This is a genomic window from Pseudomonas sp. HMSC076A11 (genome assembly GCF_001810205.1).
GTDB lineage: Bacteria > Pseudomonadota > Gammaproteobacteria > Pseudomonadales > Pseudomonadaceae > Pseudomonas > Pseudomonas aeruginosa.
The window spans coordinates 88,178-114,431 of the sequence record NZ_KV800309.1; the positions used below are offsets into that span (position 1 = coordinate 88,178).

The window sequence follows — 26,254 nt, forward strand, 5'->3', positions numbered from 1 at the left end:
CCCGTTCGCCGGCGGCCAGCGCCGCCTGCAGGCAGTTGGAATCCTCCGGCTCGACGCCGATCACGCGAATATCCGGACGCAGGTGCTTGACGTAGGCGGCGATCCCGGCGATCAGGCTGCCGCCGCCGACCGGCACGAAGATCGCGTCGAGGCGGCCGCTGTGCTGGCGGAGGATCTCCATCGCCACCGTGCCCTGTCCGGCGATCACGTCCGGATCGTCGTAGGGTGGGACGAAGGTCATGCCTTCGCGCTCGGCCAGTTGCAGGGCATGGGCCAGCGCATCGGGGAAGGCGTCGCCGTGCAGCAACGCCTCGCCGCCGCGTGCCAGCACGCCCTTGACCTTGAGTTCGGGAGTGGTGCGCGGCATCACGATCACCGCCCGCACGCCCAGGCGCTGCGCCGCCAGGGCCAGGCCCTGGGCATGGTTGCCGGCGGAGGCGGTGATCACCCCGCGGGCCTTCTGCTCGTCGCTCAGGCGCGCGACACGGGTGTAGGCGCCGCGGATCTTGAAGGAGAACACCGGCTGCAGGTCCTCGCGCTTGAGCAGCACCCGGTTGCCCAGGCGCTGGGACAACTGCGGCGCGACCTGCAAGGGGGTTTCCACGGCGACGTCGTACACCGGCGCGGCCAGGATGCTTTCCACGTAGCCGGCCAGCAGGGGTTTGCTTGCGCTGAGGGTCGAGGCGCTCATCGGCTGGCCTCCGCGCTCGCCGCCACCGAGGCCAGCAGGTCGGTGCCGTAGGAGTTGTCCACCGCGCAGCGCCACTGGCCATCGGCCTCCTGGCGGAACACGTAGGTGGCCCGACGTTGCAGGCGTCCGGCCTTCGACTCGATCACCGCCTCGGCCATGACCAGCGCCGTATCTCCCGCCTCGATCACCCGCAGGTCGTGCTGGCGCACTCGCAGGCTGTGCTCGAAGTGCCGGGCGATGGCGTCGAACGCCTGGCGGATCTGCGCCTTGCCGCAGGCGTTGAGGCCCGGCTTGACCACCAGGGTGGCGTCGTCGCAATAGAAATCCATCAGGGCATCGAACTGCCCGGCATTGATCAGGGCGTCGGCCCGGCCAACGAGGTTCTGGAGGGTCTGGTGCTGCATGCTGTTCTCCCGGTTCGGTGGTTTTGGCCCAGGAGACAGAACGAAGAACCCGCCTCGAGGGCGGGTTCGGAGTGGACGCTGGCTAACCCGCCATAGCTGGAATGGCGGTAATAATGCTGCGGCGGGTAAGCAGGGTCGCGAAGGTCATGGGTATCGAAACTACGGCGCAGGCCCGTTGGCTGTCAAGCGGTCCGGCCGCGCCGGCAGGAAAAAGCCCCTGCCGCGATGGCAGGGGCTTGCCGTTTTTGGCCGAGCGCCGCCAGAGATCAGCGGGTCAGCAGCACCTTCTGCGGCTGCGAGCCGCTCACGGTGACCAGCTTGGTGACGGTGCCGCCCTCGGTGATGGTCTTGCCATCGCTCTGGGCGCTCCAGGTCAGTTCGCTGGAAATGTAGTAGGTGCCGTTGGGGATGTGGTCGAAGTCGAAGCGACCGTTCTGGTCGGTGGTCGCCTCGCGCACGTAGGTGGCGCGTCGCGGGTCGAGCACCGGCGGTTGCACGTCGGGATCGCGCTTGGCGGCATCGAGGTTGCCGAACTTCGCGTAGTAGGCCTTCATGTAGCTGGTCGCAGGCTCCAGGGTGACCTTGGTGTTGGTCCCCTTCTGGATCGCACCCGACGCACTGGTCAGGTACAGGTCGCCGTTGATCACGCCCTCGCCCACCTGCTGGGTCGCCGCGTATTCATGCTCCGGGAAATCCGGCAGGTCGTTGGGGTTGGAGGCGCAGGCCGCCAGGGCCGCGGTCATGGCCAGGAGGCCGAGGTTCTTCTTGATCGAAAGCATGGGCAATTCCTTTTTTCAAGCGAAGGTAACGAGTCCGTTGTGCGGCACCGACCGCGTGCTCAGGAGCGACGCCCGAGCAGGAAGCCGGCGAGCAGGCCCACCGCGGTGGTGATGGCCACGGTCTGCCAGGGATTGGCGCCGATATAGCTTTCCGTCGCATCCACCGCGTGGCGGCTGCGTTCGGCCACGGCGCTACCGCCCTTGCCGAGGGCATCGTTGGCCTTCTCCAGCAGCGCGCCGATCCGCGCACGGGCGCTATCGGCCTTGTCGCCGGCGAAGGCGGCGCTGTCGGCGAGCATGCTGTTGGCTTCGGAGAGCAGTTCCTGCAGCTCGCTGTAGCTCTGGTGCTGGATCTGCTCGAGGTTGTCTTTCACTGCGTTCTTGCGTGCCATCGAAGAGGCTCCCTGAAAAATGACTTGCAAAGGAGTTGATAGGCGCCGCAGTGAAAAAGTTCAGAGGAAATCGCCGGGAAGAACCGACGCCCAGGCAGTGGGCGCCGGCTTCCGTGGCCTGCCTGCCGTCAGAACGCGTAGATCGCCGAAAGAATCGCCGTGCGACCGTCGCCGTACTCGATGGCCGAGGAGCGCGACTGGTTGCCGTACACCTGGCGCACCCGCTCGACGTAGGCCTTGTCGAACAGGTTGTCGAGGTTGAGTTGCAGTTTCAGGTCGCGCGTCGCCTGGTAGCCGAGCATCATGTTGTGCACCCAGTAGGCATCCAGCTTGCCGTTGTCCACCGAGGTGACGTTGCGCTGGCTGACGTAGCGTGCGCCATAGCCCAGGGTCACGCCCTCGGGCAGTTCGTAGGTGCTCCAGAGGCTCAACGAGCGCGGCGGGGTATTGCCCAGGGCCTGTCCCTCACGCTGCGGGTTGCTGGATTTCAGGGTTTCGCTGTCGAGGTAGGTGTAGGTGGCGAAGAGGTCCCAGTGCTCGTTCAGCTTGCCGCTGGCGCTCAGCTCCAGGCCACGCACGCGCTGTTCGCCGGCAAGCACGTAGCTGCCGTCGGCCAGGCGTTCGCGAGCGTCCTTTTTCTTCACCTGGAACAGCGCCGCGTCCAGCTCCAGGCGCCGTCCGAGGAACTCCCACTTGGTGCCCAGCTCGTAGGTGCTGTTCTTCTCCGGCGCCAGGCCTCCGGTCGCCTCGGTCACGCCCGAGCCGGTGGTGACCAGGTGTTCCGCCGAGGGGTTGAAGGAGGTGCCGTAGGAGAAGTACACCCGCCCGTTCTCCAGCGGCTTGAATACCAGCCCCGCCCGTGTGCTCAGCTTGCCGTCGGAACTGTCGGCGCGCACCGTCGGCTTGCCTGAGGGCGTGCTCCGCGAGGTGCCGTCGATCCAGTCGTAGCGCAGGCCCAGGCTGAGGTCCCAGCGCTCGTCCAGGGCGATGGTGTCGAAGGCGTACAGCGCCTTGACCTCCAGTTCGGTCCGGTTGCGCGCGCTGTCGCGCTTGTCGGTGGGGCCGTTCCAGTAGCCCGGCGGGTTGTGCAGGTCGAAGCCGTTGGCCGGGTAGAACTTGCCCAGGTTGTAGGAGTAGGTGGTGCGGTCGTAGGTCTCGCGGGACAGCTCGAAGCCGCCGATCAGCGTATGCGCCAGGCCGAAGGTATCGAAGCGGCCGGTGAGGTTGGTCTGGTTGATCCACATCCGCGTCTTCGAATCGCGCCCGTAGGCTTGCGGTCCCGCCGGCAGGTAGCGACCCGGCGGCAGGCCCTTCTGGTTGACGTGGGAGGCGGAGATCACCGTGTCCCGATGCAGGTGGGAATAGCGGATGAGGTTCTGCAACTGGAAGTCGTCGCTGAAATCGTGTTCGAGCTTGAGGGTGGCGACGTCGTTGTCGATCCGTTCCTCGTCCAGGTTGCGCCAGCCGAAATAATCGTGGCGGCTGACGCCGTCCAGCTTGCGCCCGTTCAGCGCCGGCACGCCATAGTCGGGAAGGTTGTCGTCGCGCTGGTGGAAGTAGCTCAGGGTCAGGCGGGTCGGGGTGTCCAGGCCGAAGATCAGGGATGGCGCGATGCCCCAGCGCTGCTTGTCGATCTGTTCGCGCCCGGCGACGTCGTTGTGGTGGGCCATGAGGTTGAGGCGGAAGGCGGTCGATTCGCCAAGCCCTTCCAGCGGCTGGTTGGTGTCCAGGGTCAGGCGCCGGTAGCGGTCCGTGCCCAGCCCGGCGCCCAGGTGGGTGAAGGCTTCGGCCTTGGGCTGCTTGCTGACCATGTTGATGCTGCCGCCGCTGGTGCCGGCGCCGCCGAACACCGAGTTCGGTCCCTTGATCACTTCCACCGCCTCCAGGTTGAACAGGTCGCTGCGGCTGGTCTGGGCGCTGTCGCGCAGCCCGTCCACCTGCATGTTGGCGTTGGCGCTGAAGCCGCGGATGTTGATGCTGTCGCCGGAACCGCCGCCGCCCTCGCCGGCGTTGAAGGTGATGCCGGAGACGTTGGACAGCACCTGACGCAGGCTCAGGGCGTTCTGCTCCTGGATCACCTTTTGCGGCACCACCGTGACGGTCTGCGGGGTATCCAGCAGCGGCACGGCGTACTTGGCCGAGGCCGAGCGTTCGACCCTGGACGACGCCTGCTCGCCGGTGACCGTGTCGGCTCCCAGTTCCAGGGGATCGTCCTTGCGCGCCGCGTCCTCGGCCAGGGCCGGCGAGGAGCAGGCGGCCATCAACAGCATCAGCGGCGCCAGCGGGCGTTTGGTGGGCAAGGGGGACGGCTCGTTGCGACGATCCATGAAGTACTCCATCTTGGTTATTGAGAATCATTGGCATTTGATTGATGGAGGGTTTTTTCCACAAGCCGGACAGCTCCGAAAAAGCTCCCGGAAAAATCTGATAACCAACGGCAGAGTCCCGGAACAGAGCGCTCGCCGCGCGGCCTTTCTGCCAGGCGGCGACCGCATCCCTGCCATCGCGCAGACAAAAAAAAAGCCCCGCCAATCGACCGGCGGGGCTTTCCCTAAAGCGTGTCGCCTCAGAACAGCGAGGCGACCAGATGGGTGGCGGGCGCCACCTGGAAGTCGATGGACATCATCACGCTCAGCGCGGTGATGGCGACGATGGAGAAGGCGAACAGCTTGCGCGCCCAGACCCGGTCGTCGGCGGTCCAGTAGCCGGTCAGGGCGATGGCCAGCCACCACAGACTCACCGCCACCGCCACCAGCAGGTAGCCGTAGCCGGCGTAGCCGCCCAGGCACAAGGCGAGGGTCGCCGCCATGAAGGCGAGGATGTAGAGCACGATGTGGATCTTGGTCACCGCGATGCCGCGCGCCACCGGCAGCACCGGGATGCCGGCCGCCTCGTAGTCCTTCAGGCGGAAGATGGCGATGGCATAGGAGTGCGGCATCTGCCACAGGCAGAAGATCGCCAGCAGCGAGGCGGCGCCGGCGTCGAACTGGCCGCTCACCGCGCAGTAGCCGACCACCGGCGGCATCGCCCCGGAGAGGCTGCCGACCAGCGTGCCGTACTGCGAACGACGCTTGAACCACAGGCTGTACAGGCCGACGTAGACGAAGTAGCCGAAGCCGGCCAGCGCGGTGGTCAGCGGGTTGGTCCGCCACCACAGCAGGCCGAAGCCGGCGACCCCGAGGACCAGGCCGTGGGCCAGGGCAGCCTTCAGCGAGATCTGCCCGGTCACGGTGACCCGCCCGCGGGTCCGCTCCATGTGCCGGTCGATGTCGCGGTCGATGCAGTTGTTCAGCACGCACCCACTGGCGACCACCAGCGACAGGCCGATGACCGTGGCCAGCAACAGCATCGGCTCGACGCTGCCGCGGGCGGCGAGGAAGTATCCCCCCGCCACCGCGATCAGGTTGCCGAAGATGATTCCCGGCTTGGCCACCAGGAGATAGCGTTTCAGCTTCACGTCATGGCCCTCAGGGCATCGGCATCATCAGCATGTCGGCGCTGAAGATGATCCACAGCGAGAGACCGACCACCAGCAGGATGACGATCACCGTGAAGATGAACGCCATCACGTTCCAGCGCCCTTCCGACGACATGTTCATGTGCAGGAAGCAGATCAGGTGCACCACCACCTGCACCAGGCCGAGGACGACCATGGTGAGGATGGTCGCGTGGCGCGAGAAGCCGCCGTCCATGACCATGTAGAACGGGATCGCGGTGAGGATCACCGAGAGCACGAAGCCGATCGCGTAGGAACCCAGGCTGCCGTGGCCGGCGCCGTGGTTGTCGTGTGCAGCGCTGCTCATTACAGGGCCCCCATCAGGTAGACGACGGTGAAGACGCAGATCCAGACGATGTCGAGGAAGTGCCAGAACAGGCTCAGGCACATCATCCGGGTGTTGTTCTGCGCGGTGAGGCCGCGGGTCCAGATCTGCGCCATCAGCACCAGCATCCACAGCAGACCGGCGCTGACGTGCAGGCCGTGCATGCCGACCAGGGTGAAGAAGGACGACAGGAAGGCGCTGCGGCTCGGGCCGAAACCTTCGGCGATCAGGTGGTGGAACTCGTTGATCTCCATCCCGATGAACGCGGCGCCGAGCAGGAAGGTGACCCCGAGCCAGGCGATCGCCTGGCCCTTGGCGCCCTTGTGCGCAGAGAGCATGGCCAGGCCGTAGGTGCAGCTGGAAACCAGCAGGATGGCGGTTTCCACCAGCACGTAGGGCAGCTCGAAGATGTCCTTGCCGCTGGGGCCGCCGGCGGTGTGGTGAACCAGCACCGCGTAGGTGGCGAAGACGCTGGCGAACAGCACGCAGTCGGTCATCAGGTAGAGCCAGAAACCGAATACGGTGTTGCCGCCGCTATCGTGTGCATGATCGTGGTCGTGGCCCACTTCGTGGGCGTCGGCCAGATGCTTGTTCAATACTGCCGTCGACATGGTTCAGACCTGCTTGGCGAGTTGCTGGAAACGGGCGCTTTCGATCTTCTCGATCTCTTCGGGCTGGACGTAGTAGTCGACGTCCTGGTTGTAGCTGCGCACGATGAAGGAGCCGATCATGCCGACGAAGCCGACCGCCATGAGCCACCAGATATGCCAGATGGCGGCGAAGCCGAAGACGAAGGCGAACACGGCGATGGAGAAGCCCGCGGCGGTGTTCTTCGGCATGTGGATCGGCTGGTAGGCCGGCAGCTTGCGGTAGGCGGTGCCGGCCTTCTTCATGTCGTGGAAGGCATCCACGTCCTGTACCTTCGGCAGCTCGGCGAAGTTGTAGAACGGCGGCGGCGAGGAAGTGGCCCATTCCAGGGTGCGGCCTTCCCACGGGTCGCCATTGACGTCGGCCAGTTGCTTGCGGTTGCGGACCGAGACGAACAGCTGGATCAGTTGGCAGGCGATGCCGCAGAAGATCAGCACGGCGCCGAAGAACGCGACCACCAGGTAGGGCTTCCACAGCGGGTTGTCGTAGTGGTTCAGGCGACGGGTCATGCCCATGAAGCCGAGGATGTAGAGCGGCATGAAGGCCATGTAGAAGCCCACCAGCCAGCACCAGAAGGAACGCTTGCCCCACTTCTCGTCGAGGGTGAAGCCGAACGCTTTCGGGAACCAGAAGGCGAAGCCGGCCAGGTAGCCGAATACCGCGCCGCCGATGATGGTGTTGTGGAAGTGGGCGATCAGGAACAGGCTGTTGTGCAGCAGGAAGTCCGCGCCCGGGATGGCCAGCAGGACGCCGGTCATGCCGCCGATGGTGAAGGTCACCATGAAGCCCAGGGTCCACAGGATCGGCGTGCTGAAGCGCAGGCGGCCCTTGTAGATGGTGAACAGCCAGTTGAACAGCTTCACCCCGGTGGGGATCGAGATCAGCATGGTGGCCACGCCGAAGAAGCCGTTGACGTCACCGCCCGAACCCATGGTGAAGAAGTGGTGCAGCCACACGGTGAAGCCGAGGAAGGTGATCGCGGCGCTGGCCCAGACCATCGACTTGTAGCCGAACATGCGCTTGCCGGCGAAGGTCGCGGTGACCTCGGAGAAGATACCGAAGGCCGGCAGGATCAGGATGTACACCTCGGGATGGCCCCAGGCCCAGAAGAGGTTGATGTACATCATGGCGTTGCCGCCGAGCTCGTTGGTGAAGAAGTGCATGTCCAGGTAGCGGTCGAGCGACAGCAGGCCCAGCGCAGCGGTGAGGATCGGGAACGAGGCGACGATCAGGATGTTGGCGAAGGTGCAGGTCCAGGTGAAGATCGGCATCTGCATCAGCTTCATGCCCGGGGCACGCATCTTGAACACGGTGACCAGGAAGTTGATCCCCGTGAGCAACGTGCCCATCCCGGATATCTGTAGCGCCCAGATGTAGTAGTCCACCCCTACCCCGGGGCTATAGGCCAGCTCCGACAGCGGCGGATAGGCCACCCAGCCGGTACGGGCGAATTCGCCCAGGCCCAGCGACACGTTGACCAGCATGGCGCTGACCACGAGCAGCCAGAAGCTCAGCGAGTTGAGGAAGGGGAACGCCACGTCGCGCGCGCCGATCTGCAGCGGCACGGCCAGGTTCATCAGGCCGGTCATGAACGGCATGGCCATGAAGATGATCATGATCACGCCATGCGCGGTGAAGATCTGGTCGTAGTGCTCCGGCGGCAGGTAGCCGTGGTTGGCGCCTTCGGCCAGGGCCAGCTGGCCGCGCATCATGATCGCGTCGGCGAAGCCGCGGACCAGCATGACCAGGGCGACGACGATGTACATCACGCCGATCTTCTTGTGGTCGACCGAGGTCAGCCACTCGGTCCACAGGTAGGTCCACTTGCGGTAGTAGGTGATCGCACCGACCACGCCGAGGCCCAGCAGGGCGACGACGGCCAGTGTGACCATGACGATGGGCTCGTGGTAAGGCACGGCCGAGAGTGTCAGTTTCCCGAACATCTGCGCTTACTCCTGGGTACTCGGTTGCATGTGCATGTCCTTCATGTCTTTCATGCCCTGCATGGCTTGCATGTCCATGTCCTGCATGTCGTGACCGGTCATGGCGGCTTCGTGCTCAGCCCCGGCGTGCTCGCCGTGCGCGGCACCCTTGGCGTCGCCGTGGTGCTCGTACTTGGTGAGGATGTGGCCAAACAGTTCCGGGCTGACCGAAGAGAAGTAGGTCGGCGGAACGTTCTCGCTCGGCTTGACCAGTTCCGGATAGGTGCCGATCGACAGGCTGGCCGGTGCCGCCTTGACCTTGGCGACCCAGTCCTGGAAGCCCTGCTCGGAGGTGGCGATGGCCTTGAAGCGCATGCCGGAGAAACCGCCGCCGCTGTAGTTCGCGGAGATACCGTCGAACACGCCTTCTTCGTTGGCGATCAGGTGCAGCTTGGTCATCATCCCGGCCATCGAGTAGATCTGGCTGCCCAGCTGCGGGATGAAGAACGAGTTCATCACCGAATCCGAGGTGATCTGGAAATTCACCGGGGTGTCTTTCGGGAAGGCGATCTCGTTGACCGTGGCGATACCCTGCTCCGGGTAGATGAACAACCACTTCCAGTCCAGCGAAACGGCCTGGATGGTGACCGGCTTGACCTCGGAGTCCAGCGGACGGTACGGGTCGAGCTTGTGGGTGCTTTCCCAGGTGATCCAGCCGAGGATCGCGATGATCACGCAGGGCACCAGCCAGACCACCGCCTCGATGCGGTTGGAGTGGTGCCAGTCCGGCTTGTACTCGGCCTGGGTGTTCGAGGCGCGGTACTTCCAGGCGAACGCCAGGGTCATCACGATCACCGGGATGACCACGATCAGCATCAGCAGGGTCGCGGTAATGATCAGGGTGCGCTCGTCCATGCCCACCTGCCCTTTCGGGTTGAACAGGGTCATGTCGCAGCCGCCGAGCAGCAGCGCGGGCGCCAGGGAAAGCCATTTCAATGCGGCAAACGGGTTTGCTTTGGTCATCTTCCGGCCTTAATCGATGGAAGGAGCGAGTGGTCGCTCATGGATGTCTCCTTGCAAGGCTTGTGGCGGAGACCGCTGGCTTCAGCCAGTTCCAGACATGCAGTCGCCGCCGGGGTACGGAACGGCCATTGCCCGGCCACGGGAGAAGGCAAGCGGATACCTTTCCCGATTCCGGTGGCGGACTCGTTCCACGCGCTGAGTCGTTCCTTGATGAACAGCGTTTTCGAAGCTGTGCCGGAAGAGGCCAAGGGCGGCCAAGGCACGTGCATGCCTGGGCGAGAAGGATTGCCCTTCCCGCCGGGTGATCAGGTCGCAGTTATCGGTCGGCTATTTGTTGTGCAACAGGCAAGGCAGGAACCCATTTATCGCGATGCGGAGCAGAGACTCGCGCGACGCTCGTTGGACCGAAACTGAGCGTCAGTTATTACAATTCATTTCAGCTGAGGAGCCTATGACACATCTTGCAATAGACTTTCTCAAACATAGATAAAGTAGGGCTTTTACCTGCCTGCGACAGGTTGTCGCAGGCCATACCCTAGCACAACAGTTGGAATACGCGAATATTCTTCGCTTCGAGCAGCATAACGCAAGGAAATCGCCCCCGCGCCAGCATCGTGACCCGAGAGTCAGCGTCTATCGGCCTGCAACTGTACCCCTGCCGTTCGTCCAGATGCGCCAACTGTATCCGCCGCCGGGCCGGCGCTAACGCGCAGGCGCCAGAGCAGCGCGGCGGCCAGCAGGGCGCTGGCTCCGGCCACCAGCATAGCCAGACGGAAGCCCTCGGCCAGCGCGGCCGGCAGCTCGGCGTCGAGCCCCGCCAGGGAACCAGGCAAGCGATGGGCCGTGATCGCCTGGGTGGCGAGCCGTTGCGCATCGGCAATCCCCAGCTCCTCCAGCCGATCGCCCAGGACGACGATCGCCCGCCCGCTCAGCAGCGCTCCCAGCAACGCGATGCCGACGGCCATGCCGGCCTGGCGCAGGGTATTCATGGTCGCCGAGGCCATCCCGGAACGCTCGCGGGCCACGCTCGCCATGACCGCCAGACCGGTGCCGGGAACGGCCAGGCCCATGCCCAGGCCGAGCGCCACCAGCAACAGGCCGACCCAGGGATACGCGGTTCCCGTACCGCAAGCGGCCAGCGCCAGCATGGCCAGGCCGATCACCAGGTAGCCCAGCACCAGCAGGCGTCGCAGCGGTACGTGCCGCTGCAACCGGCCGAACAGCATGGACAGTGCGCCCATGGCGAGGAACTGCGGCGCCAGGTAGAAGCCGGCCTGCTGCGCCGAGGCACCCTGCACCTGCTGGAAGAACAGGGAGAGGAAGAACAGGCTGGCGTAGCCGGAAAAACCGAGGACGAACGAGGCCAGGTTGCAGACGGCGAACCCGGCCTGGCGGAACAACCCCAGGGGCAGCAGCGGTCGGGCGGTCCGCCGCTCGACGAAGAGGAAGCCAAGCAGGCCGACCCCGGCCAGGAGCAGCGCCGGCCAGGCCGTGGGAGACAACCAGCCGCCCTCTCCCGCGGCGATCAGGGCGTAGGTCAACGCTCCCAGCCAGACCACGCTGAGCAACTGCCCCAGGGGATCGAAGGCGGCGTGCTCGGGGTGCGCGGTTTCCTCGATGCCCCACAGGCCCAGGGCGAGCGCCAGCAGGCCGAGCGGCAGATTGATCAGGAAGATGCTCTGCCAGCCGGCGTGCTCCACCAGCAGGCCGCCGAGCAGCGGGCCGAGGATCAGCGACAGCGCGCTGAAGGAGGTCCAGCCGCCGATCACCTGGGCGCGCTGGCCGGGATCGTGGAAAGCCTGGGTAAGGATCGACAGCGCGCCGGGTATCAACAGCGCCCCGGCGATGCCCTGGACCGCGCGTCCGAACAGCAGCAGCGGCAGCGAGGTGGCCAGCGCGCAGAGCAGCGAACCGAAGCTGAACAGGCCGACCCCGAGCAGCCAGGTGAGCTTGCGACCGTAGCGGTCGCTCAGCGGTCCGGAAGACAGCATGAAGGCGCTCAGGCACAGCGCATAGGCGTCGACCACCCACTGCAGGCCGGCCAGGTCGGTATCCAGGGCGTACTGCAGCGTCGGCAGGGCGAGGTTGACGATGCTGATGTCGAGCGAGGCGATGAAGGTTCCCAGGTAAATGGCGGCGACCAGGGCGACACGACGCGAAGGGTTCATGGAGTACTCCGATGAGAGGGCGCTGGCCCAGGAATAATCCATTGACCGACGGTCAGTCAATAAATATCGCGAAACATTCTCATCTTCCTGTCATGCCTCGTCTTCCCCTCCACGCTCTTTTACACTGCGGCCAACCCAACCACCGGACCCGCGCTCCATGCCCGATCGCCACGCCGAACAGCCTGCCCGCCAACCGCGCACCAAGCCTGCGGAGGTTCGTCTCGAGGAACTGATGGCGGCGGCGCAGCAACTGTTCCTAGACAAGGGTGTGGACGCCACCACCATCAGCGACATCGTCGCTGCCGCGGGGGTCGCCAAGGGTACCTTCTATCACTACTTCCAAGCCAAGACCGACATCCTCCTGGCCCTGCGCGAGCGCTTCACCCAGGCTTTCCAGCAGCGCATCGCGAATGCCGTCGAGGCCTGTCCGGCGAACGACCATCCCGGCCGCCTGCGCGCCTGGACCGAGAGCGGCCTGGCGGGCTACCTGGAGGGCTACCGGCTGCACGATGTGGTCTACAGCGAGCACCATCACCACCAGCGCGGCAACCAAGAGCGCGACCGCGTGCTGGAGCAATTGGCGGAGCTACTGGAGAACGGCGCGGCGGCCGGCGCCTGGCCGCTGCGCAACCCACGGCTGAACGCCCTGCTGCTCTACTCCGGGCTGCATGGCGCCGCCGACGACGCCATCGCCGGCGGCCGCCTGGATACCCAGCCGCTGGCCGGCGAACTCGCCGATGCCTTCCTGCGCCTGCTCGGTGCCAGCGACTGAGGCAGGCTCAGCCGCAGAAGGTTTCCTGCAGGTGGCGCCAGTACAGCCGCCCTTCGTCGTCACGGTGCAGGACTACGGTGGACAGGCGCTCGCTGCGACCCGCCGCGTCGGACTGGATTTCCCGATAGGCCAGGGTCGCGCCATCCACGCCTGAAGCCAGCAGACTCTCGCCGTCGATCTCGATGCGCAGCCCAGGACGGGTGCCGCCCTTGCTGCGGAACAGCTCGCCCAGAGCAGTCTTGTCCAGGACCACGCCATGCGGCGTGACCATCGAGAAGTCCTCGGCGAAACGCGCCATCAACGCATCCAGCGCGTCAGCCCGTGAGTCGCCGGCCAGCCAGTCGCGGATCGCCACGTGGGCATGGTGGATTTCCCGGCGGTAGGCACAAGTCATGGTGTAGCTCCTTTCAGGTCTGGACCAGGGCGCGAACCCCGGCGGAATCGATACGCCTCACCCACGGCAGAGGCAATAGCGTGAAAGCGGCGGCGAACAGGAAGCAGTGGACGAAGGCCGCGGGGTCGGCCCGCGCCTGCAACAGGTTGAGCAACCCACCGAGCACGGCCATGCCCAGGCAGAACGCCAGTTGCCGATTGATGTTCCACAAGGCGCTGGCATGGCCCATGCGCGCCGCCGGGACGTCGAGCAAAGCCATGCCCTGTGCCGCGCTGCTACACAGGCTGCCGCCGAATCCCATGGTCGCGTAGGCCCCCGCCAGTTGCCAGAAGCCGCTCCCCTCCCCGCTTCGAGCCAGCCACAGCAGGCCGCCGGCCTGTATCGCCATGCCCGCCAGCAGCAAGGATTTCGGCCCCCAGCGATTGAAGCGTCGCCGGGTCAGGCCGATGGCCAGGCCGGCCGCCAGCGCCCAGGGCAGCATCAGCGCACCGGCACGGCTCGCGCTGAGGCCGAGGGGGCCTTGCAGATAGAGCATGGCGACCAGGTTGGCGCCCATGAAGGCTCCCGGCACGCAGAGATAGACCAGCATCGCCGTACGCAGCAATGGCGCCTCCAGCAAGCCAAGGTCGAGCAGCGCGTCGGTACGAGCGCGCCCGTCACGCCAGTAGCAGCAGCCCAGCACGCAGGCCAGCAGCGCCAGGAGCAGGCCACGCCCGCCGCCGCCGGGCGATCCCAGCCAGGCGAGCGCCACCAGCAGCGTGGCCAGCGCCGCCGAGCCGAGCAGCAGGCCGCGCAGGTCCAGGCGCTGCGCCGCATGCTTGTGCCTGGGCAGCCAGCGCATCGCCAGGGCCAGCACCAGCAGCGCCGGCGCCACGCTGGCGAAGAAGATCCCACGCCAGGACAGGCTGTCCACCAGCCAGCCGCCGAGGGCAGGCGCCACGGCGGGAACGATCAGCGCCACCAGCATCACCCGTGCGGTCAGGCCGGCCCGTGCCGACGCCGGGACATTCCGATAGGCCATGGCCTGGCCGAGGGGGATCAGTAACCCGCCGGCCAACCCCTGGCACAGGCGCCAGACGATCAACGTCGCCGCCGATCCAGCCAGGCCGCAACCCAGCGAAGCGCTGGCGAAACCGGCCAGTGCCAGCAGCATCAGTCGCCGTTCTCCCAGGCGCGAAGCGAGCCAGACGCTCAACGGAATCACCAGGGTCAAGCCGAGCAGGTAGGTGTTGCCGATCCACGCCAGGGTCGCCACCGAAGCGCCAAGGGAACGCCCGATGTCCGGGTAGGCGACGCTGGCGATGAAGATGTTCACCAGGTCCAGGGCGAACCCCAGCAGGTACAAAGTGGCCAGGCGGGACGGTTGATTCATGGGCGCTCCGGAGGTTTGCCGGGGAGCATAGCGAGGCGCTCGCGCTATCTGGAGAGGCTAATCGCGCATAGACTGTCAAATCGAATTTGACAATAGGGACGCTTTCCATGGTCAGCCTCGACCGCTTCGAAACCTTTCGCGCCGTGGTCGACTGCGGTTCCCTCAGCGCCGCCGCCGACACCCTCGGCCAGACGCGTGCGGTAGTCAGCTTCAACCTCAAGCGGCTGGAGGCCGAACTGGGCGTTTCTCTGCTCAGCCGCAGCACCCGGCGGATGGCCCTGACCGATGCTGGCGAACGCTTCTACCAGCGCTGCGTGAAGGTGCTCGACGAGGCGCGCCTGGCCATCGACGACGCCCGCGCCGAGCATGGCGAACTGCGTGGCAGCTTGCGCGTCACCACCACCCAGGAATACGGCCTGCGCCAACTGGTGCCGGCCCTGCAGGCATTCGCCCGGCTGCACCCGGCGTTGCAGGTACAATTGTCGACCTCATCGCTGCATGCCGACCTGATTGGCGAACGCTTCGACGTCGCCATCCGCCTGGGGCGCCTGGAGGACTCCACCCACCATGCGGTGCAACTGGCCAGCTTCGAGGTCCTGGCGGTGGCCAGCCCGGCCTGCCTGGCGGCGCTCGGCGAACCGCCGCCGACCGACCTGGAGAGTCTGGAGCGCCTGCAGAATCTCGGTCACAGCCGGCTGGCGGACTCCCTGCCCTGGCAAGTACGCGCCCCCGACGGCGCCCTGCGCAGCTACCGCGGACCGTGCCATCCCATGCTGCTGGCCGACAACGCCGCGGCCCTGCGCGCCTTTGCCCTCGACGGCCTGGGTATCGCCGTGCTGCCGGACTGGCTGGTGCAGGCCGACTTGCGCTGCGGCGCGCTGCAACGCCTGCTGGCGGACCACGGGTTTCCGCTCCAGGGCGTGCATGCCGTTTATCCGCCGACCCGCCACCTGCCGTCGAAGGTCCGCGCGTTCATCGACTTCCTCAAGACTCGCCTGGGGCACCCGGACGCCGGTTAGAAAACCGAGGCCGCCGCGATTGCCCGCGGCGGCCTCGGCACAGACGTGGCTCAGTTACCCTGCGGCATCTCGCCGCGCGCCAGGCGCGCATTGATGTCGCGGACCACCGCCGGCAGCTCGGCGATGGTCTCGATCAGGTAGTGCGGACGCGAACCTTCGAACATCTGTTCGATACGCGTCCGCTCGCGCTCCAGTTCGGCCGCCGGCAGCGCCTTGTACTGCTCGTAGGTGAGGCCCAGGGCATTGCCCGAGCAGGTCAGCGCCACCGTCCACATCCCGGCGCGGCGCCCTTCGAGGATACCCGGCCAGGTGTCGTCGACCTTCACGCAGGCCGCCACATCGTCGATCCCCAGGGCGATCACGTTGGCCAGCGCCTGGGCCGGCCATGGCCGGCCGTTGGGCACTTCGTCGGTGGCCACCACGTGGTCGGCGACGTAACCGTTGGTCTCGGCCAGGGCTACCACCTTCTCCATCACCACCGCCGGGTAACCGGAACAGGAACCGATCTTCAGGCCCATCCCGCGGAGTTCGGCGATCGCCTGCAGGGCGCCGGGGATCAGCGCCGAATGTTCGGCGATCTTTTCGATCTGCAGCGGCATGAAGCGCTCGTAGATGGCGGTGACATCGTCGTCGCTGGGCAGGCGGCCGAAGACGGCGCGGTAGCGCTCGGCGATCGCCGGGATGTCGCAGAGGGTGCGGATGTGGTCCCACTTGCCCATTCCCATCGGACCGCGCGCTTCCTCCAGGCTGACCTGGACGCCGAATTCGGCGAAAGCCTCGACGAAGATCTGGGTCGGCGCGAAGGAGCCGAAATCGACCACGGTTCCCGCCCAGTCGAGGATGGCGGCCTGGAGGGTGGCTGGCTGGTTGTAATTCATTGTCGTGAACCCTTTTCTGCTCGTTGTCGTTCAGTTCAGATCTCGAGGACTTCCAGTTCGCGCAGCGCCTCGCCGATGGCGGCGACCGCCTGCCGCATCTCCGCGGCGTCGACGTGGCCGATGCAGCCGACGCGGAAGGTTTCCACCTGGGTCAACTTGCCCGGATAGAGGATGAAGCCCTTCTCCCGCACGCGTTGGTAGAAGTCGGCGAAGCGGTAGCGCGGATCGCGCGGCGCGTGGAAGGTAACGATGATCGGCGCCTGGATTTCCGCCGGCAGGAAGCTGCGGAAACCGAGCCGGGCCATCTCGCCGAGCAGCGTTTCGCAATTGCTCGCGTAGCGCCGCTGACGCGCCGGCAGGCCGCCCTCCTCTTCGTACTGGCTGAGCGCTTCGTGCAGGGCGGCGACCACATGGGTCGGCGGGGTGAAGCGCCACTGCCCGGTCTTGCGCATATAGGCGTGCTGGTCCTGCAGGTCCATGGCCAGGGAGTGGCAGTTGCCGGCGCTGGCTTCCAGGGCGGCGCTGCGGGCGAAGACGAAGCCCATCCCGGGGACGCCCTCCAGGCACTTGCCGGAGGCGGCGATCAAGGCATCGAACGGAACTTTCCGGGCATCGATCCCGATCGCCCCGAAGGAGCTCATGGCATCGACGATCAGGCGCTTGCCGTGACGCTCGACGACCTTGGCGATGGCCTCGAGCGGATTGAGGATGCCGGTGCTGGTCTCGCAGTGGATCAGCGCCACATGGCTGATCGCCGGATCGGCGGCCAGCAGACGCTCGACGTCAGCGGCGGTGGTCGGCACGTTCTCTTCGGTCTCGAAGGTGCTGAAGGGCCGTTGCAGAACCTCGCAGATCTTCGCCAGGCGCTTGCCGTAGGCACCGTTGATCAACACCAGGACCTTGCCGTCGCGCGGCACCAGGGTGCCGATCGCCGCTTCCACGGCGAAGGTGCCGCTGCCCTGCAACGGTACGCAGGTGTGGCTGCCTTCGCCGCCTACGATCTTCAGCAGGCGCTGGCAGACGCTGGCGGTGAGTTCGTTGAAATCGCTGTCCCAGGAGCCCCAGTCGACCATCATCGCCCGACGGGTACGGTAGGAGGTGGTCAGCGGACCGGGGGTCAGCAGGATGGGTGCGCGTTCGGCAGTGCTCATGCTCATTTCCTCTGCGGGAATCGGCCAAAGAAACCGGATCGGGCTTCGCGGTCCGGGCGGTCGTTCCGCGCCGGCGTTCCAGGGAAGCCTGGAGACATAAGGTGAGCGCCGCGCTACTATCGTTCAAATTGTTTGTTCCGATGCCAGCCATAAGCCAGGCCGATACCATGAATCTCTTCCAGCTCCGCGCCTTCGACGCCGTCGCCCGCGAAGGCAGTTTCACCCGCGCCGCCGAGCGCCTGTGCATCAGCCAGCCGGCGGTGACCGGACACGTCAAGGCACTCGAGGAGCACTACCAGGTCACCCTGTTCCGGCGCACCGCCCGGCGCATCGAACTGACCGAGGAGGGCTCGCGCCTGGTGGCGATCACGCGCACCCTGTTCGCCCTGGAGGAAGAAGCCGAGGCCCTGCTCGACGCCAATCGACAATTGGTCTCCGGCCGCCTCGAAGTCGCCGCCGACGGCCCGCACCTGGTGATGCCGATGCTCGCCCGGCTGCGCGCGAGCTATCCGGGAATCACCGTCAACCTGCGTCTGGGCAACGCCCAGGAGACCCTCGCGGCGCTGCTCAGCGAACACGTCGACGTCGCCGTGCTGACCGAGGTCGAGGCGCGTCCCGGGCTGTTCCTGGAGGAGTTGGTGAATTCGCGCATCTGCGCCCTGTTGCCTCGCCAGCATCCCTGGTGCGAACGCAACGAAGGCGTACCGCTGGAAGAGCTCGACCAGCAGATCATGGTGCTGCGCGAACCCGGTTCGATCACCCGCCGCACCTTCGACCGCGCCTGTGCCGAGCAGGGCGTGCAGCCGCGGGTACTGCTGGAGCTGGACAGCCGGGAAGCGGTGACCGAAGCGGTGGCCGCCGAACTGGGCGTCGGCGTGGTGTCTTCCCTGGAGGTCGGCAACGATCCGCGGGTTCGCGCGGTGCCGCTGGTCGGTCCCGAGCTGACCAACCGCCACCTGATCGGCTGCCTGGAGAAGCGCCGCGGCCTACGGGTGATCAGGGCATTCCTGGAACTGGCGGCGGCCTGAGTCGCGCCTCAGCTCCAGTGACGCTCGCGGGTGCGGCGGTCTTCGCCGAAGCCGAACAGCGAGGCCAGCGAATACACGATCAGCTCGGCGATCCAGGCGACCAGCAAGGCGCAGCCCAGGCCCCAGGCGATCACCTCGGGCTTGAGCAGGACCTGGTAGCTGTAGCTGGCATAGGTTTCCATCAGCAACTCATGGTTCGGTGCGCGCAGCATGTGCCAGGCGCGGGCGTACCAGGGACCCTGCATGGCCTGCCACTCAGCGTCGAGCATGCGCGCGCGACGCATCAGGCGGTCGAGGTTCTCGCCGTCGCGCTGGAACACCGGATCGCTGTTGCTGCGGTAATGCCTGACCAGTTCCTCCAGGCTACCGTTGAAGAACTGCCCGGCGGTCTGCTGGAAGCCCTGGATGTTCTGCGCGGCCTCCAGGCGATGGGCGTCGACGCGCTTGGCGTAGTCGTCGATGAAACCGGGCACCTGCACCCCGAGCAGCAGGCCCAGGGTGAACAGCAGCAGTCTCAGGTAACTGCGGAACATGCGCTCTCCTCGTTCACGGCGGCGATTCAGACCCGCCCCTTGGCCAACACCTCGCCGCCCCACCAGAGGACCCACTCGCCGCTCTGCTGCAAGGTCCAGTTCTCGTTGTCGGTGAGCGGCTCGGTGGCGATCACCGTGACCACATCGTCCGGCGTGGTTTCCGCATGGAAGTCCACGGTCAGGTCGGCATCCTTCAACCGCGCCGGGCCGAATGGCGCACGGCGGGTAATGTAGGCGAGTTTGCTGGAGCAGAAGGTGAACAGCCAGTCGCCGTCGCTGATCAGGGCATTGAACACACCTTTCTTGCGATATTCGTCACAGGCCGAGATCAGCACCGGCAACAGCACCTCCACCGGCACCGGCTCGGGGAAAGCCCGGCGCACGCGGTTCAGCAGGTCGCAGAAGGCCGCCTCGCTGTCGGTCTCGCCGACCGGGCGGTAGAAACCGGGCTTGGGCTGGAAGTCGGCCAGTTGGCCATTGTGCGCGAAGGTCCAGTAGCGCCCACCGAGTTCGCGGATGAAGGGGTGGGTGTTGCTCAGCCCGACCTTGCCGACGTTGGCCTGGCGGATGTGCCCGATGACCGTCTCGCTCTTGATCGGGAAGCGCTGCACCAGCCGCGCCACCTCCGAATCGACGCTCGCCAGCGGGTCCTGGAACAGCCGCACGCCGCGTCCTTCGTAGAAGGCGATGCCCCAACCGTCGCGGTGCGGGCCGGTACCGCCGCCGCGCTGCATCAGTCCGGTGAAGCTGAAGACGATGTCCGTCGGGACGTTGGCGCTCATGCCCAATAGTTCACACATGGCTCAAACCTCCCTGAGCAAGGCTGTACGTAGTAGTTCTCGTTCCCGCTGCAGACGCGCCTGCAGGCTCGCGCGACCGACCGGCAGGAAACGGGTCAGGGCGCGCCAGAGCAGTCGCGGCAGGTCGCCGCGACGCCGGGGAATCAGGTGCAGATGCAGGTGCGCCACGTGCTGGTTGGCCGCCACGCCATCGTTGAGCAACAGGTTGATGCCTTCCACGCCGAAACCGGCCCGGCGCAATGCGCGACCGATACGCTCGGCGAGCGCCAGGAGGGCGTCGCGGGCGGCGGCGGAAAGATCGCTCAGGTGCGGGGCGTGCTCGCGGGCTACGATCAGCACGTGCGCCGGTCGCAGCGGAAAGATGTCCAGCAGGACGATGAAATGCTCGTCCTCGAAGAGTCTGTGCGCCGGCTCGCGGCCACCCGCTATGGCGCAGAACACGCAATCCATGGGAAATCCCGACATAGGCCTCGCCTCATGCTGAACGCCTGCCGGGCGTAGCGCAAGAATGGATTTCGTCGCGAAAGGCTACAGGCGCGGCTCGATGCGCATGCGCCGGTCGCCGTGCTCGTCGGTGCGGGTGTCGACGTCCGGCATCAACTCGGGCTGCATCATCTGCCGCAGGGTCGGCTCGTCCTCGGCGTCCTGCGACGGATGCCGACGATTCTTCCAGGCCCGCTCCAGCGGCCAGCGGATGGCGGCGATCAGCAGGTACAGGCCGAAACCGAGCAGCGCCACCAGGGCCAGGTCAGAGACCGCGCGCCAGGCGTTGTTGCCGACCTTGAACACGACATCCAGCGCGGTGATGGCGATGGCCGGGGCGTAGAGGTCGTTCTGCGGGTCCACCGGAGTCGGCGTGAACAGCAGGATGAAGACGATCAGCCGCAGGGGTTCGCGCAGCCAGCGCCACATCCAGCCGGTCATCAGCCAGAACACCAGCATCAGGCCGAGTCCGGCGATGGCGTAGGCGCCCCAGGCGATCAGATAGTCTTGTTCATTCATGCGGCGTGCGTGGCGATAGCGGTGATGGGGGGCTTATGATAGCCGCTTTTGCATGCCGACGCGCCTACCCACCGATGGCGGGCGCCGCGCCGCCAGTTTTATTCAGATTTCCCGGCCTCGCGCATGGCCGGATCGACGAGGATTCCCGATGCCCCATCCGCAGCCCCCCATCGCCCGCCGCGACGCCGGAAGCGACCCCTACGCCTGGCTGGAGGAGCGCGACGCCCCGGAGGTGCTCGACTACCTGAAGGCCGAGAACGCCTACCTGGATAGCGAACTGGCCGACCAGGCCGGGTTGCGCGAGACCCTGTTCGAGGAGATCAGGGGACGCATCCGCGAGACCGACCTGTCGTTGCCCAGTCCGTGGGGTCCGTGGCTGTACTACCAGCGCACCACCGCCGGCGACGAATACCCGCGCCACTACCGCTGCCCGCGTCCGGCGGACGGCAGCCTGGCGGTCGACGAAGGCGCCGAGCAACTGTTGCTCGATCCCAACCAGTTGGCCGACGGCGGCTTCCTCTCCCTCGGCGCCTTCAGCATCAGCCCCGACCAGAGCCTGCTGGCCTACAGCCTGGACACCAGCGGCGACGAGATCTACCGCCTGTTCGTCAAGGACCTCGCCAGCGGCGCGGTGCAGGCCCTGCCCTTCGACGACTGCGACGGCAGCCTGACCTGGGCCAACGACAACCGCACGCTGTTCTTCGGCGAACTGGACGACACCCACCGCCCGCACAAGCTCTATCGCCACCGCCTGGGCGAGGCCGGCGCCGAGCTGGTGTTCGAGGAAGGCGACGGGCGCTTCTTCCTGCACTGCTACCGCTCCAGCTCGGAACGCCAGCTGATCCTCCTGCTCAACAGCAAGACCACCAGCGAGGCCTGGGTGCTCGACGCCGACCAGCCGCAGGGAACGTTCCGTTGCCTGGCGCCGCGCGAGGAAGGCCACGAGTACTACCCCGACCACGGTCGCCTCGACGGCCGGGGCCTGTGGCTGATCCGCAGCAACCAGGCGGGGATCAACTTCGCCCTCTACCAGGCCGAGGAGTCGCGGCCGACTCGCGAGCACTGGCAACTGCGCGTGGCCCACGACCCGCAGCGGACCCTGGAAGATGTCAGCCTGAACGCCGAGGCGGTGATCCTCGGCCTGCGCGACGGCGGCCTGCCGGTTATCGAGGTGCAACCGCAGGGCCTGCCGGCCTACCGCGTGCAGTTGCCGGACGCCGCCTACAGCCTCTACGTGCAGGACAGCCTGGAATTCGACAGCCCCTGCGTGCGACTGCGCTACGAGGCCCTGAACCGTCCGGCGCAGGTACGCCAGCTGAACCTCGCCGATGGCACGCAGACCGTCCTCAAGCAGACCCCGGTGGAAGGCCCATTCGACGCCGACGCCTACGCCAGCCGGCGCATCTGGGCCAGCAGCGGCGACGGCACGCAGGTGCCGGTCAGCCTGGTGGCGCGCAAGGAAGTCCTCGACGGCATCGCCGCCGGGCGCCCCGCGCCGCTCTATCTCTATGGCTACGGCGCCTACGGGCATAGCCTCGATCCCTGGTTCTCCCACGCCCGCCTGAGCCTGCTCGAACGCGGCTTCGTCTTCGCCATCGCCCATGTCCGTGGCGGCGGCGAACTGGGCGAAGCCTGGTACCGGGCCGGCAAGCTGGAACACAAGCAGAACAGCTTCGACGACTTCATCGCCTGCGCCGAGCACCTGCTCGCCGAGGGCTACTGCCGTCCCGAGGGTCTCGCCATCAGCGGCGGCAGCGCCGGCGGGCTGTTGATCGGCGCGGTGCTCAACCAGCGCCCGCAACTGTTCGGCGCGGCCATCGCCGAGGTGCCTTTCGTCGACGTGCTGAACAGCATGCTCAATCCGGACCTGCCGCTGACCGTCACCGAATACGATGAGTGGGGCAACCCGCAGGAGCCCGAGGTGCATGCGCGGATCGCCGCCTACGCGCCCTACGAGAACGTCAGGGCCCAGGACTACCCGCACCTGCTGGTGGTCGCCGGCTACAACGACAGCCGCGTGCAGTACTGGGAAGCCGCCAAGTGGGTGGCGAAACTGCGGGCGACCAGGACCGACGCCAACCTGCTGCTGCTCAAGACCGACCTCGGCGCCGGCCACGGCGGCATGAGCGGCCGCTACCAGGGGCTGAAGGACGTGGCGCTGGAATACGCCTTCCTGCTCAAGGTCCTCGGCCTGGTATGACCACCGCGGGGGCCGGCGACGCCGGCCTTCCGCCACGAAAAAGGGAACCTTCGTGAAACGACGCTTCTGGCCCGCCATGGGCCTGCTCGCCGCGATCATGCTGGCCGTCTACCTGGCGAATCCGTTCGGCACCGCCAGTCTCGACCCGCGCGCACGGCTCCTCGGCGTGGCGCTGTACAAGATCCCTTCGCGCTCGATGGAACCGACCTTGCAACAGGGCGACTTCATCCTCGCCAACGCCGCGCGCTACGCCTTCGCCGACCCGCAGGTCGGCGACCTGGTGGTGTTCCGCTTCCCGCCGCAGCGCAGCATCGCCTATGTGAAGCGCATCGCCGGGATACCCGGCGATCGCGTGCGGATCGATGGCGGCCGGCTCTACGTCAATGAGCGCCCGGTGACGGAGCCCTACCTGGCGCAACAGGCGCTGCGCCAGCCGGACTCCCTGCGCATGGCCGAGCGGACCGTCCCCGCCGGCCAATACTTCATGCTCGGCGACAACCGCGACAACTCCAACGACAGCCGCTACTGGGGCTACGTACCGCGCGCCGACCTGGTCGGCCGGGTGTTCGCCGTCTGGTATGCCGAGGACACCCGGCGCATCGGTTCGGTGCGCTGACGCCCCTCAGAAGAACTGGGTGACGCTGATCTTGGCGTTGCGTCCCTGGCTGTAGACCAGGTCGCCGCCCAGCGGCTGGCGATAGGAGCGGTTGAACAGGTTGTCCACGGTGAAGTCGATGCGGGTGTCCTTCAGGCCCAGCTTGGCCGGGACCCACTCGGCGAACAGCCGATGAGTGTCGTAGCTGTCGTTGGCCGCGTGATCCCAGTAGATATCGCCGGAACCGGTACCCATCCCGCCGCTGTAGCGATCGCTGGGCAGGCGGTCGGTCTTGCGCACGAACTCGCCCTGCCAGCCGAGCTTGGCATCCCATTCCGGAACCTTCAGGCCGAGCATGGCCACCCACTTCGGCGGCGGGATGTCGCGCGCCCACACGTTCGGTCCCCAGGGATTGCTGTAGGCCCCATCGTGCTTGCCGGTCATCCACGAGTAGGACAGGCTGCCGAACAGCCGCTGGCTGTCGTAGAAGCTCTCGATCTCGAAGCCCTTGATGGTCAGGCCCGGCAAGTTGCGGTAGTTGCTCAGCGGCAGCATGTCGCCGCAGCTACCACCGATACTGCCGTTGTCGATCGACTGCTGGCGGCAGCCGACGCTGCGGGTGCGGAATATCTCGTCCTTGATGCGGTTCTGGAACAACGTGGTGCGGATCTGCAGGCTGTCGCCGGCGACCAGCAGGTCCGGCAGGTTGATCACGCTGCCGCCACGGATCGCATGGATGCGCTCGGCGTCCAGGTCGCGGCTGCTGCCACCGATGGTCGAACTGTTCTGCACTTCGTACTGCTCGTCGATCACCGGCGCTCGCCAGGTCTCGGTGTAGTCGGCGAAGAACGCCAGGTTCGGCGTCGCGGTCCAGAACACCGACAGCCGCGGCGACCAGCCGGAGTAGGTCTGGGCGCGATAGTCATGGCCGAGCTTGGGATTGTCGTAGATCGGCGCCAGGTTGGCCTGGCCGTCGTTGCGCACGCTGTCGAAGCGCATCGATGGGGTGACGGTCAGGCTGCCGTAGGTGATCGCGTCCTGGATGTAGAAGCTCTGCGTGTCCTGCTTGCCGGCCGGCATGAATGCCGGTTGCAGCCAGCCGTAGTTGTAGCGCGGGGTCTCGTAGGTCTTGCCCGGCATGTGCATGAGGATGTCGCGCTTGTGCTTGTGCAGCGCCGCGCCCAGGGTCAGCTCGTGCTGTAGCGCTCCGGTATCGAAACGGCTGGTGTTGCGCAGCTCCAGGACCTTGTCCTGGTACTCGGTACGCATCCGTTTGCCACCGGTGGCGAGCTGGTAGAAGGCGGTGTCCTCGCGACGGTCGAGTTGCTCGGTGCGGGCGTCGGAATAGCTCAGTTGCAGGTCGATCCAGGGGTTGTCCAGCGGATGGTAGTTGTACTTGCCGGTCCAGGTGGTGTCGGTGGTATCGCGGTGGGCCAGCAGGCGGGTCAGGCCCAGCTCGTAGCCGTAGCGGTCGATGGTCCACTGGCTCGGCGGGGTCGGGTAGCTGCTGGCGGAGAACGGCGTCCAGCGCGAGCTTTTCGAGCGCAGGTAGGTGAAACCCAGGTCGTGCTCCTCGGTGGGGTGCAGGTTGAGCTTGAACAGACCGGTCTTCTCGTCCTGGGCGCTGTTGGGCAGGCGCTTGGGGTTGATCGGGTAGTCGGTGGGCGACAGCGGCAGGTTGTCGGCCAGCTTCATGTCGCGGCCGTCGCGGCCGTTGAGATAGAGCAGGGCATCGACGCGGCGGTCTTCGCTGCGACCGAACACGGCGCCGGAGTAGATCTTCTGCTGGTCGTTGGAGTGATAGCCGTACTTGAGCATGGCGCCGACGTCGCGGCCTTCGCGCAGCAGGTCCGGCGCGTCCTTGGTCTCCATGTGCACGGTGCCGCCGAAGCCGCCATTGCCGGTGAACACCGAGTGCGGTCCCTTCTCCACCTCGATGCGCTTGATCATTTCCGGTTCGATGAACACGGTGCCCTGCTGGTAGCGCTCGAAGCCGCTCTTCTGCGCGCCGTCCAGGGTATAGGGCACGTCCTCGGCGTCGCCCAGGCCCCAGATGTTGGTGGTCTGTCCGCCCGGCTTGGGCGAGCCGCCCATGGTCACTCCGGGCAGGGTCTGCAGCAGGCTGGGGATGTTGTCCGCCTGCTGGCGTTCGATATCCCGCCGGGTCAGGGTCGAACGGCCGACGTTGCTGGCGTCCACTTCGCGACCGTTGCCGACGATGGTCTGCGCGTCCAGTTGCAGCGCGTTGTCGCTGTAGGCGTCGACCTGGCGCCGGCGCACCACGTAGCCGCCGCCCGCCTCCACCAGCTCCAGCTCGGAACCGACCAGCAACCGCTCCAGCGCCTCGCGCACCCCGTAGCTGCCGCTCAGCGCCGGAGCGCGCAGGCCCCGCAGGAGCGACTCGTCGAACAGCACCTGGACCTGCGCCTGCTGCGCCAGGCGCGACAGCGAGGCGGCCAGCGGCTGCGCCGGCAGGTCGAAGCGTCGTTCGGCAGCGCTGGCGCCGGCGGCCCACAACGCGGCGCCGAGCACGGCGGCGGAACACAGCGGGCGCCAGGCGGCGCGGGTGAAAGGCAAGGTCATGCTGGAACTCTCCCCAAGTGACTGCTGGATGTCGCCGGCAGCGGCGACGGACAGCAGAGAAGACGCAGCAGGGAGAAAA

General features: G+C 66.5%; 25 protein-coding genes. 5 read left to right on the top strand and 20 right to left on the bottom strand.

The window, feature by feature from the left end:
• From HMPREF2716_RS15440 to HMPREF2716_RS15490, 11 genes are all read right to left on the bottom strand, one after another.
• A partial coding sequence (locus tag HMPREF2716_RS15440; protein ID WP_141762313.1) for a pyridoxal-phosphate dependent enzyme occupies window positions 1–691 on the bottom strand: 691 nt, incomplete at its 3' end.
• Window positions 688–1,095 (bottom strand): YybH family protein, encoded by a 408-nt coding sequence (locus HMPREF2716_RS15445; protein WP_003082737.1) that lies wholly within the window; start codon window positions 1,093–1,095, stop codon window positions 688–690. The genes HMPREF2716_RS15445 and HMPREF2716_RS15440, both read right to left, overlap by 4 nt.
• A 266-nt stretch (window positions 1,096–1,361) precedes the next feature.
• On the bottom strand, window positions 1,362–1,874 hold the full coding sequence (locus HMPREF2716_RS15450; protein ID WP_003123080.1) for a hypothetical protein: 513 nt from the start codon (window positions 1,872–1,874) through the stop codon (window positions 1,362–1,364).
• A 59-nt stretch (window positions 1,875–1,933) separates the two neighbouring features.
• Window positions 1,934–2,266, bottom strand: a complete 333-nt coding sequence (locus tag HMPREF2716_RS15455; RefSeq protein ID WP_003082731.1) for an ElaB/YgaM/YqjD family protein — start codon at window positions 2,264–2,266, stop codon at window positions 1,934–1,936.
• 128 nt (window positions 2,267–2,394) lie between these two features.
• Window positions 2,395–4,593: a TonB-dependent receptor gene (locus HMPREF2716_RS15460; RefSeq protein WP_070621950.1), complete on the bottom strand. Its 2,199-nt coding sequence runs from the start codon at window positions 4,591–4,593 to the stop codon at window positions 2,395–2,397.
• Window positions 4,594–4,832: 239 nt separating this feature from the next.
• Window positions 4,833–5,723 (bottom strand): heme o synthase, encoded by an 891-nt coding sequence (cyoE, locus tag HMPREF2716_RS15465; RefSeq protein ID WP_003082726.1) that lies wholly within the window; start codon window positions 5,721–5,723, stop codon window positions 4,833–4,835.
• A 10-nt stretch (window positions 5,724–5,733) separates the two neighbouring features.
• Window positions 5,734–6,069 (bottom strand): cytochrome o ubiquinol oxidase subunit IV, encoded by a 336-nt coding sequence (gene cyoD / locus HMPREF2716_RS15470; protein WP_003109258.1) that lies wholly within the window; start codon window positions 6,067–6,069, stop codon window positions 5,734–5,736.
• Window positions 6,069–6,698 (bottom strand): cytochrome o ubiquinol oxidase subunit III, encoded by a 630-nt coding sequence (gene cyoC, locus HMPREF2716_RS15475; protein ID WP_003086858.1) that lies wholly within the window; start codon window positions 6,696–6,698, stop codon window positions 6,069–6,071. The genes cyoD and cyoC overlap by 1 nt, the downstream gene beginning before the upstream one ends.
• Before the next feature lie 3 nt (window positions 6,699–6,701).
• Window positions 6,702–8,678, bottom strand: a complete 1,977-nt coding sequence (gene cyoB / locus HMPREF2716_RS15480) for a cytochrome o ubiquinol oxidase subunit I (RefSeq protein WP_003082705.1) — start codon at window positions 8,676–8,678, stop codon at window positions 6,702–6,704.
• A 6-nt stretch (window positions 8,679–8,684) separates the two neighbouring features.
• Entirely contained in the window at window positions 8,685–9,680 is a 996-nt protein-coding gene (gene cyoA, locus HMPREF2716_RS15485) for a ubiquinol oxidase subunit II (protein WP_003082702.1), read from the bottom strand.
• A gap of 626 nt (window positions 9,681–10,306) precedes the next feature.
• Window positions 10,307–11,848 (bottom strand): MFS transporter, encoded by a 1,542-nt coding sequence (locus HMPREF2716_RS15490; RefSeq protein WP_003082699.1) that lies wholly within the window; start codon window positions 11,846–11,848, stop codon window positions 10,307–10,309.
• A 157-nt stretch (window positions 11,849–12,005) separates the two neighbouring features.
• Between HMPREF2716_RS15490 and HMPREF2716_RS15495 the strand changes: the two genes are divergently transcribed.
• Window positions 12,006–12,620 (top strand): TetR/AcrR family transcriptional regulator, encoded by a 615-nt coding sequence (locus HMPREF2716_RS15495; protein WP_003082696.1) that lies wholly within the window; start codon window positions 12,006–12,008, stop codon window positions 12,618–12,620.
• 7 nt (window positions 12,621–12,627) lie between these two features.
• Here HMPREF2716_RS15495 and HMPREF2716_RS15500 read toward each other — a convergent pair whose 3' ends face one another.
• On the bottom strand, window positions 12,628–13,014 hold the full coding sequence (locus tag HMPREF2716_RS15500; protein WP_003082694.1) for a DUF4440 domain-containing protein: 387 nt from the start codon (window positions 13,012–13,014) through the stop codon (window positions 12,628–12,630).
• 13 nt (window positions 13,015–13,027) lie between these two features.
• On the bottom strand, window positions 13,028–14,386 hold the full coding sequence (locus HMPREF2716_RS15505; RefSeq protein ID WP_003082692.1) for an MDR family MFS transporter: 1,359 nt from the start codon (window positions 14,384–14,386) through the stop codon (window positions 13,028–13,030).
• A gap of 107 nt (window positions 14,387–14,493) precedes the next feature.
• On the opposite strand from HMPREF2716_RS15505, the gene HMPREF2716_RS15510 reads away from it, so the two are divergent.
• Entirely contained in the window at window positions 14,494–15,405 is a 912-nt protein-coding gene (locus HMPREF2716_RS15510; RefSeq protein ID WP_070621951.1) for a LysR family transcriptional regulator, read from the top strand.
• A 50-nt stretch (window positions 15,406–15,455) separates the two neighbouring features.
• Here the strand turns inward: HMPREF2716_RS15510 and phnX are convergent, their stop codons facing one another.
• On the bottom strand, window positions 15,456–16,283 hold the full coding sequence (gene phnX / locus HMPREF2716_RS15515) for a phosphonoacetaldehyde hydrolase (RefSeq protein WP_003100114.1): 828 nt from the start codon (window positions 16,281–16,283) through the stop codon (window positions 15,456–15,458).
• Window positions 16,284–16,318: 35 nt separating this feature from the next.
• Window positions 16,319–17,434 (bottom strand): 2-aminoethylphosphonate--pyruvate transaminase, encoded by a 1,116-nt coding sequence (gene phnW / locus HMPREF2716_RS15520; RefSeq protein ID WP_003086851.1) that lies wholly within the window; start codon window positions 17,432–17,434, stop codon window positions 16,319–16,321.
• Window positions 17,435–17,601: 167 nt separating this feature from the next.
• Here phnW and HMPREF2716_RS15525 point away from each other — a divergent pair, with 167 nt between their 5' ends.
• A complete protein-coding gene (locus tag HMPREF2716_RS15525; RefSeq protein ID WP_003082684.1) occupies window positions 17,602–18,462 on the top strand; it encodes a LysR substrate-binding domain-containing protein in 861 nt (286 codons plus the stop codon).
• An 8-nt stretch (window positions 18,463–18,470) separates the two neighbouring features.
• On the opposite strand, the gene HMPREF2716_RS15530 is transcribed toward HMPREF2716_RS15525, so the two are convergent.
• The 4 genes from HMPREF2716_RS15530 to HMPREF2716_RS15545 all read right to left on the bottom strand — a co-directional run bounded on the left by HMPREF2716_RS15530 (window position 18,471) and on the right by HMPREF2716_RS15545 (window position 20,797).
• Window positions 18,471–18,995 carry a DUF2937 family protein gene (locus HMPREF2716_RS15530; protein WP_003082681.1) on the bottom strand — a complete coding sequence of 175 codons (525 nt, stop codon included), beginning with the start codon at window positions 18,993–18,995 and terminating at the stop codon, window positions 18,471–18,473.
• Window positions 18,996–19,021: 26 nt separating this feature from the next.
• Window positions 19,022–19,795, bottom strand: a complete 774-nt coding sequence (locus tag HMPREF2716_RS15535; RefSeq protein WP_003082680.1) for a class II glutamine amidotransferase — start codon at window positions 19,793–19,795, stop codon at window positions 19,022–19,024.
• A gap of 3 nt (window positions 19,796–19,798) precedes the next feature.
• A complete protein-coding gene (locus HMPREF2716_RS15540) occupies window positions 19,799–20,260 on the bottom strand; it encodes an HIT family protein (protein WP_003082677.1) in 462 nt (153 codons plus the stop codon).
• Between the two features lie 63 nt (window positions 20,261–20,323).
• Window positions 20,324–20,797: a hypothetical protein gene (locus HMPREF2716_RS15545; protein ID WP_003086834.1), complete on the bottom strand. Its 474-nt coding sequence runs from the start codon at window positions 20,795–20,797 to the stop codon at window positions 20,324–20,326.
• 148 nt (window positions 20,798–20,945) lie between these two features.
• Between HMPREF2716_RS15545 and HMPREF2716_RS15550 the strand changes: the two genes are divergently transcribed.
• Both HMPREF2716_RS15550 and lepB read left to right on the top strand, forming a co-directional pair.
• Complete coding sequence (locus HMPREF2716_RS15550; protein WP_003112365.1) at window positions 20,946–22,997, top strand: S9 family peptidase; 2,052 nt, start codon at window positions 20,946–20,948, stop codon at window positions 22,995–22,997.
• Window positions 22,998–23,073: 76 nt separating this feature from the next.
• Window positions 23,074–23,613 carry a signal peptidase I gene (gene lepB, locus HMPREF2716_RS15555; protein ID WP_003082673.1) on the top strand — a complete coding sequence of 180 codons (540 nt, stop codon included), beginning with the start codon at window positions 23,074–23,076 and terminating at the stop codon, window positions 23,611–23,613.
• A gap of 6 nt (window positions 23,614–23,619) precedes the next feature.
• On the opposite strand, the gene hxuC is transcribed toward lepB, so the two are convergent.
• On the bottom strand, window positions 23,620–26,175 hold the full coding sequence (hxuC, locus tag HMPREF2716_RS15560; RefSeq protein ID WP_003112363.1) for a heme receptor HxuC: 2,556 nt from the start codon (window positions 26,173–26,175) through the stop codon (window positions 23,620–23,622).
• Window positions 26,176–26,254 lie beyond the last annotated feature (79 nt).

Bases quoted from the DNA above. Each gene is read 5' to 3' on its own strand.
- HMPREF2716_RS15445 (WP_003082737.1), bottom strand. From the start codon at position 1,095: ATGCAGCACCAGACCCTCCAGAACCTCGTTGGCCGGGCCGACGCCCTG.
- HMPREF2716_RS15450 (WP_003123080.1), bottom strand. From the start codon at position 1,874: ATGCTTTCGATCAAGAAGAACCTCGGCCTCCTGGCCATGACCGCGGCC.
- HMPREF2716_RS15455 (WP_003082731.1), bottom strand. From the start codon at position 2,266: ATGGCACGCAAGAACGCAGTGAAAGACAACCTCGAGCAGATCCAGCAC.
- HMPREF2716_RS15460 (WP_070621950.1), bottom strand. From the start codon at position 4,593: ATGGATCGTCGCAACGAGCCGTCCCCCTTGCCCACCAAACGCCCGCTG.
- cyoD (WP_003109258.1), bottom strand. From the start codon at position 6,069: ATGAGCAGCGCTGCACACGACAACCACGGCGCCGGCCACGGCAGCCTG.
- cyoC (WP_003086858.1), bottom strand. From the start codon at position 6,698: ATGTCGACGGCAGTATTGAACAAGCATCTGGCCGACGCCCACGAAGTG.
- cyoB (WP_003082705.1), bottom strand. From the start codon at position 8,678: ATGTTCGGGAAACTGACACTCTCGGCCGTGCCTTACCACGAGCCCATC.
- cyoA (WP_003082702.1), bottom strand. From the start codon at position 9,680: ATGACCAAAGCAAACCCGTTTGCCGCATTGAAATGGCTTTCCCTGGCG.
- HMPREF2716_RS15490 (WP_003082699.1), bottom strand. From the start codon at position 11,848: ATGAACCCTTCGCGTCGTGTCGCCCTGGTCGCCGCCATTTACCTGGGA.
- HMPREF2716_RS15495 (WP_003082696.1), top strand. From the start codon at position 12,006: ATGCCCGATCGCCACGCCGAACAGCCTGCCCGCCAACCGCGCACCAAG.
- HMPREF2716_RS15500 (WP_003082694.1), bottom strand. From the start codon at position 13,014: ATGACTTGTGCCTACCGCCGGGAAATCCACCATGCCCACGTGGCGATC.
- HMPREF2716_RS15505 (WP_003082692.1), bottom strand. From the start codon at position 14,386: ATGAATCAACCGTCCCGCCTGGCCACTTTGTACCTGCTGGGGTTCGCC.
- HMPREF2716_RS15510 (WP_070621951.1), top strand. From the start codon at position 14,494: ATGGTCAGCCTCGACCGCTTCGAAACCTTTCGCGCCGTGGTCGACTGC.
- phnX (WP_003100114.1), bottom strand. From the start codon at position 16,283: ATGAATTACAACCAGCCAGCCACCCTCCAGGCCGCCATCCTCGACTGG.
- phnW (WP_003086851.1), bottom strand. From the start codon at position 17,434: ATGAGCACTGCCGAACGCGCACCCATCCTGCTGACCCCCGGTCCGCTG.
- HMPREF2716_RS15525 (WP_003082684.1), top strand. From the start codon at position 17,602: ATGAATCTCTTCCAGCTCCGCGCCTTCGACGCCGTCGCCCGCGAAGGC.
- HMPREF2716_RS15530 (WP_003082681.1), bottom strand. From the start codon at position 18,995: ATGTTCCGCAGTTACCTGAGACTGCTGCTGTTCACCCTGGGCCTGCTG.
- HMPREF2716_RS15535 (WP_003082680.1), bottom strand. From the start codon at position 19,795: ATGTGTGAACTATTGGGCATGAGCGCCAACGTCCCGACGGACATCGTC.
- HMPREF2716_RS15540 (WP_003082677.1), bottom strand. From the start codon at position 20,260: ATGTCGGGATTTCCCATGGATTGCGTGTTCTGCGCCATAGCGGGTGGC.
- HMPREF2716_RS15545 (WP_003086834.1), bottom strand. From the start codon at position 20,797: ATGAATGAACAAGACTATCTGATCGCCTGGGGCGCCTACGCCATCGCC.
- HMPREF2716_RS15550 (WP_003112365.1), top strand. From the start codon at position 20,946: ATGCCCCATCCGCAGCCCCCCATCGCCCGCCGCGACGCCGGAAGCGAC.
- lepB (WP_003082673.1), top strand. From the start codon at position 23,074: ATGGGCCTGCTCGCCGCGATCATGCTGGCCGTCTACCTGGCGAATCCG.
- hxuC (WP_003112363.1), bottom strand. From the start codon at position 26,175: ATGACCTTGCCTTTCACCCGCGCCGCCTGGCGCCCGCTGTGTTCCGCC.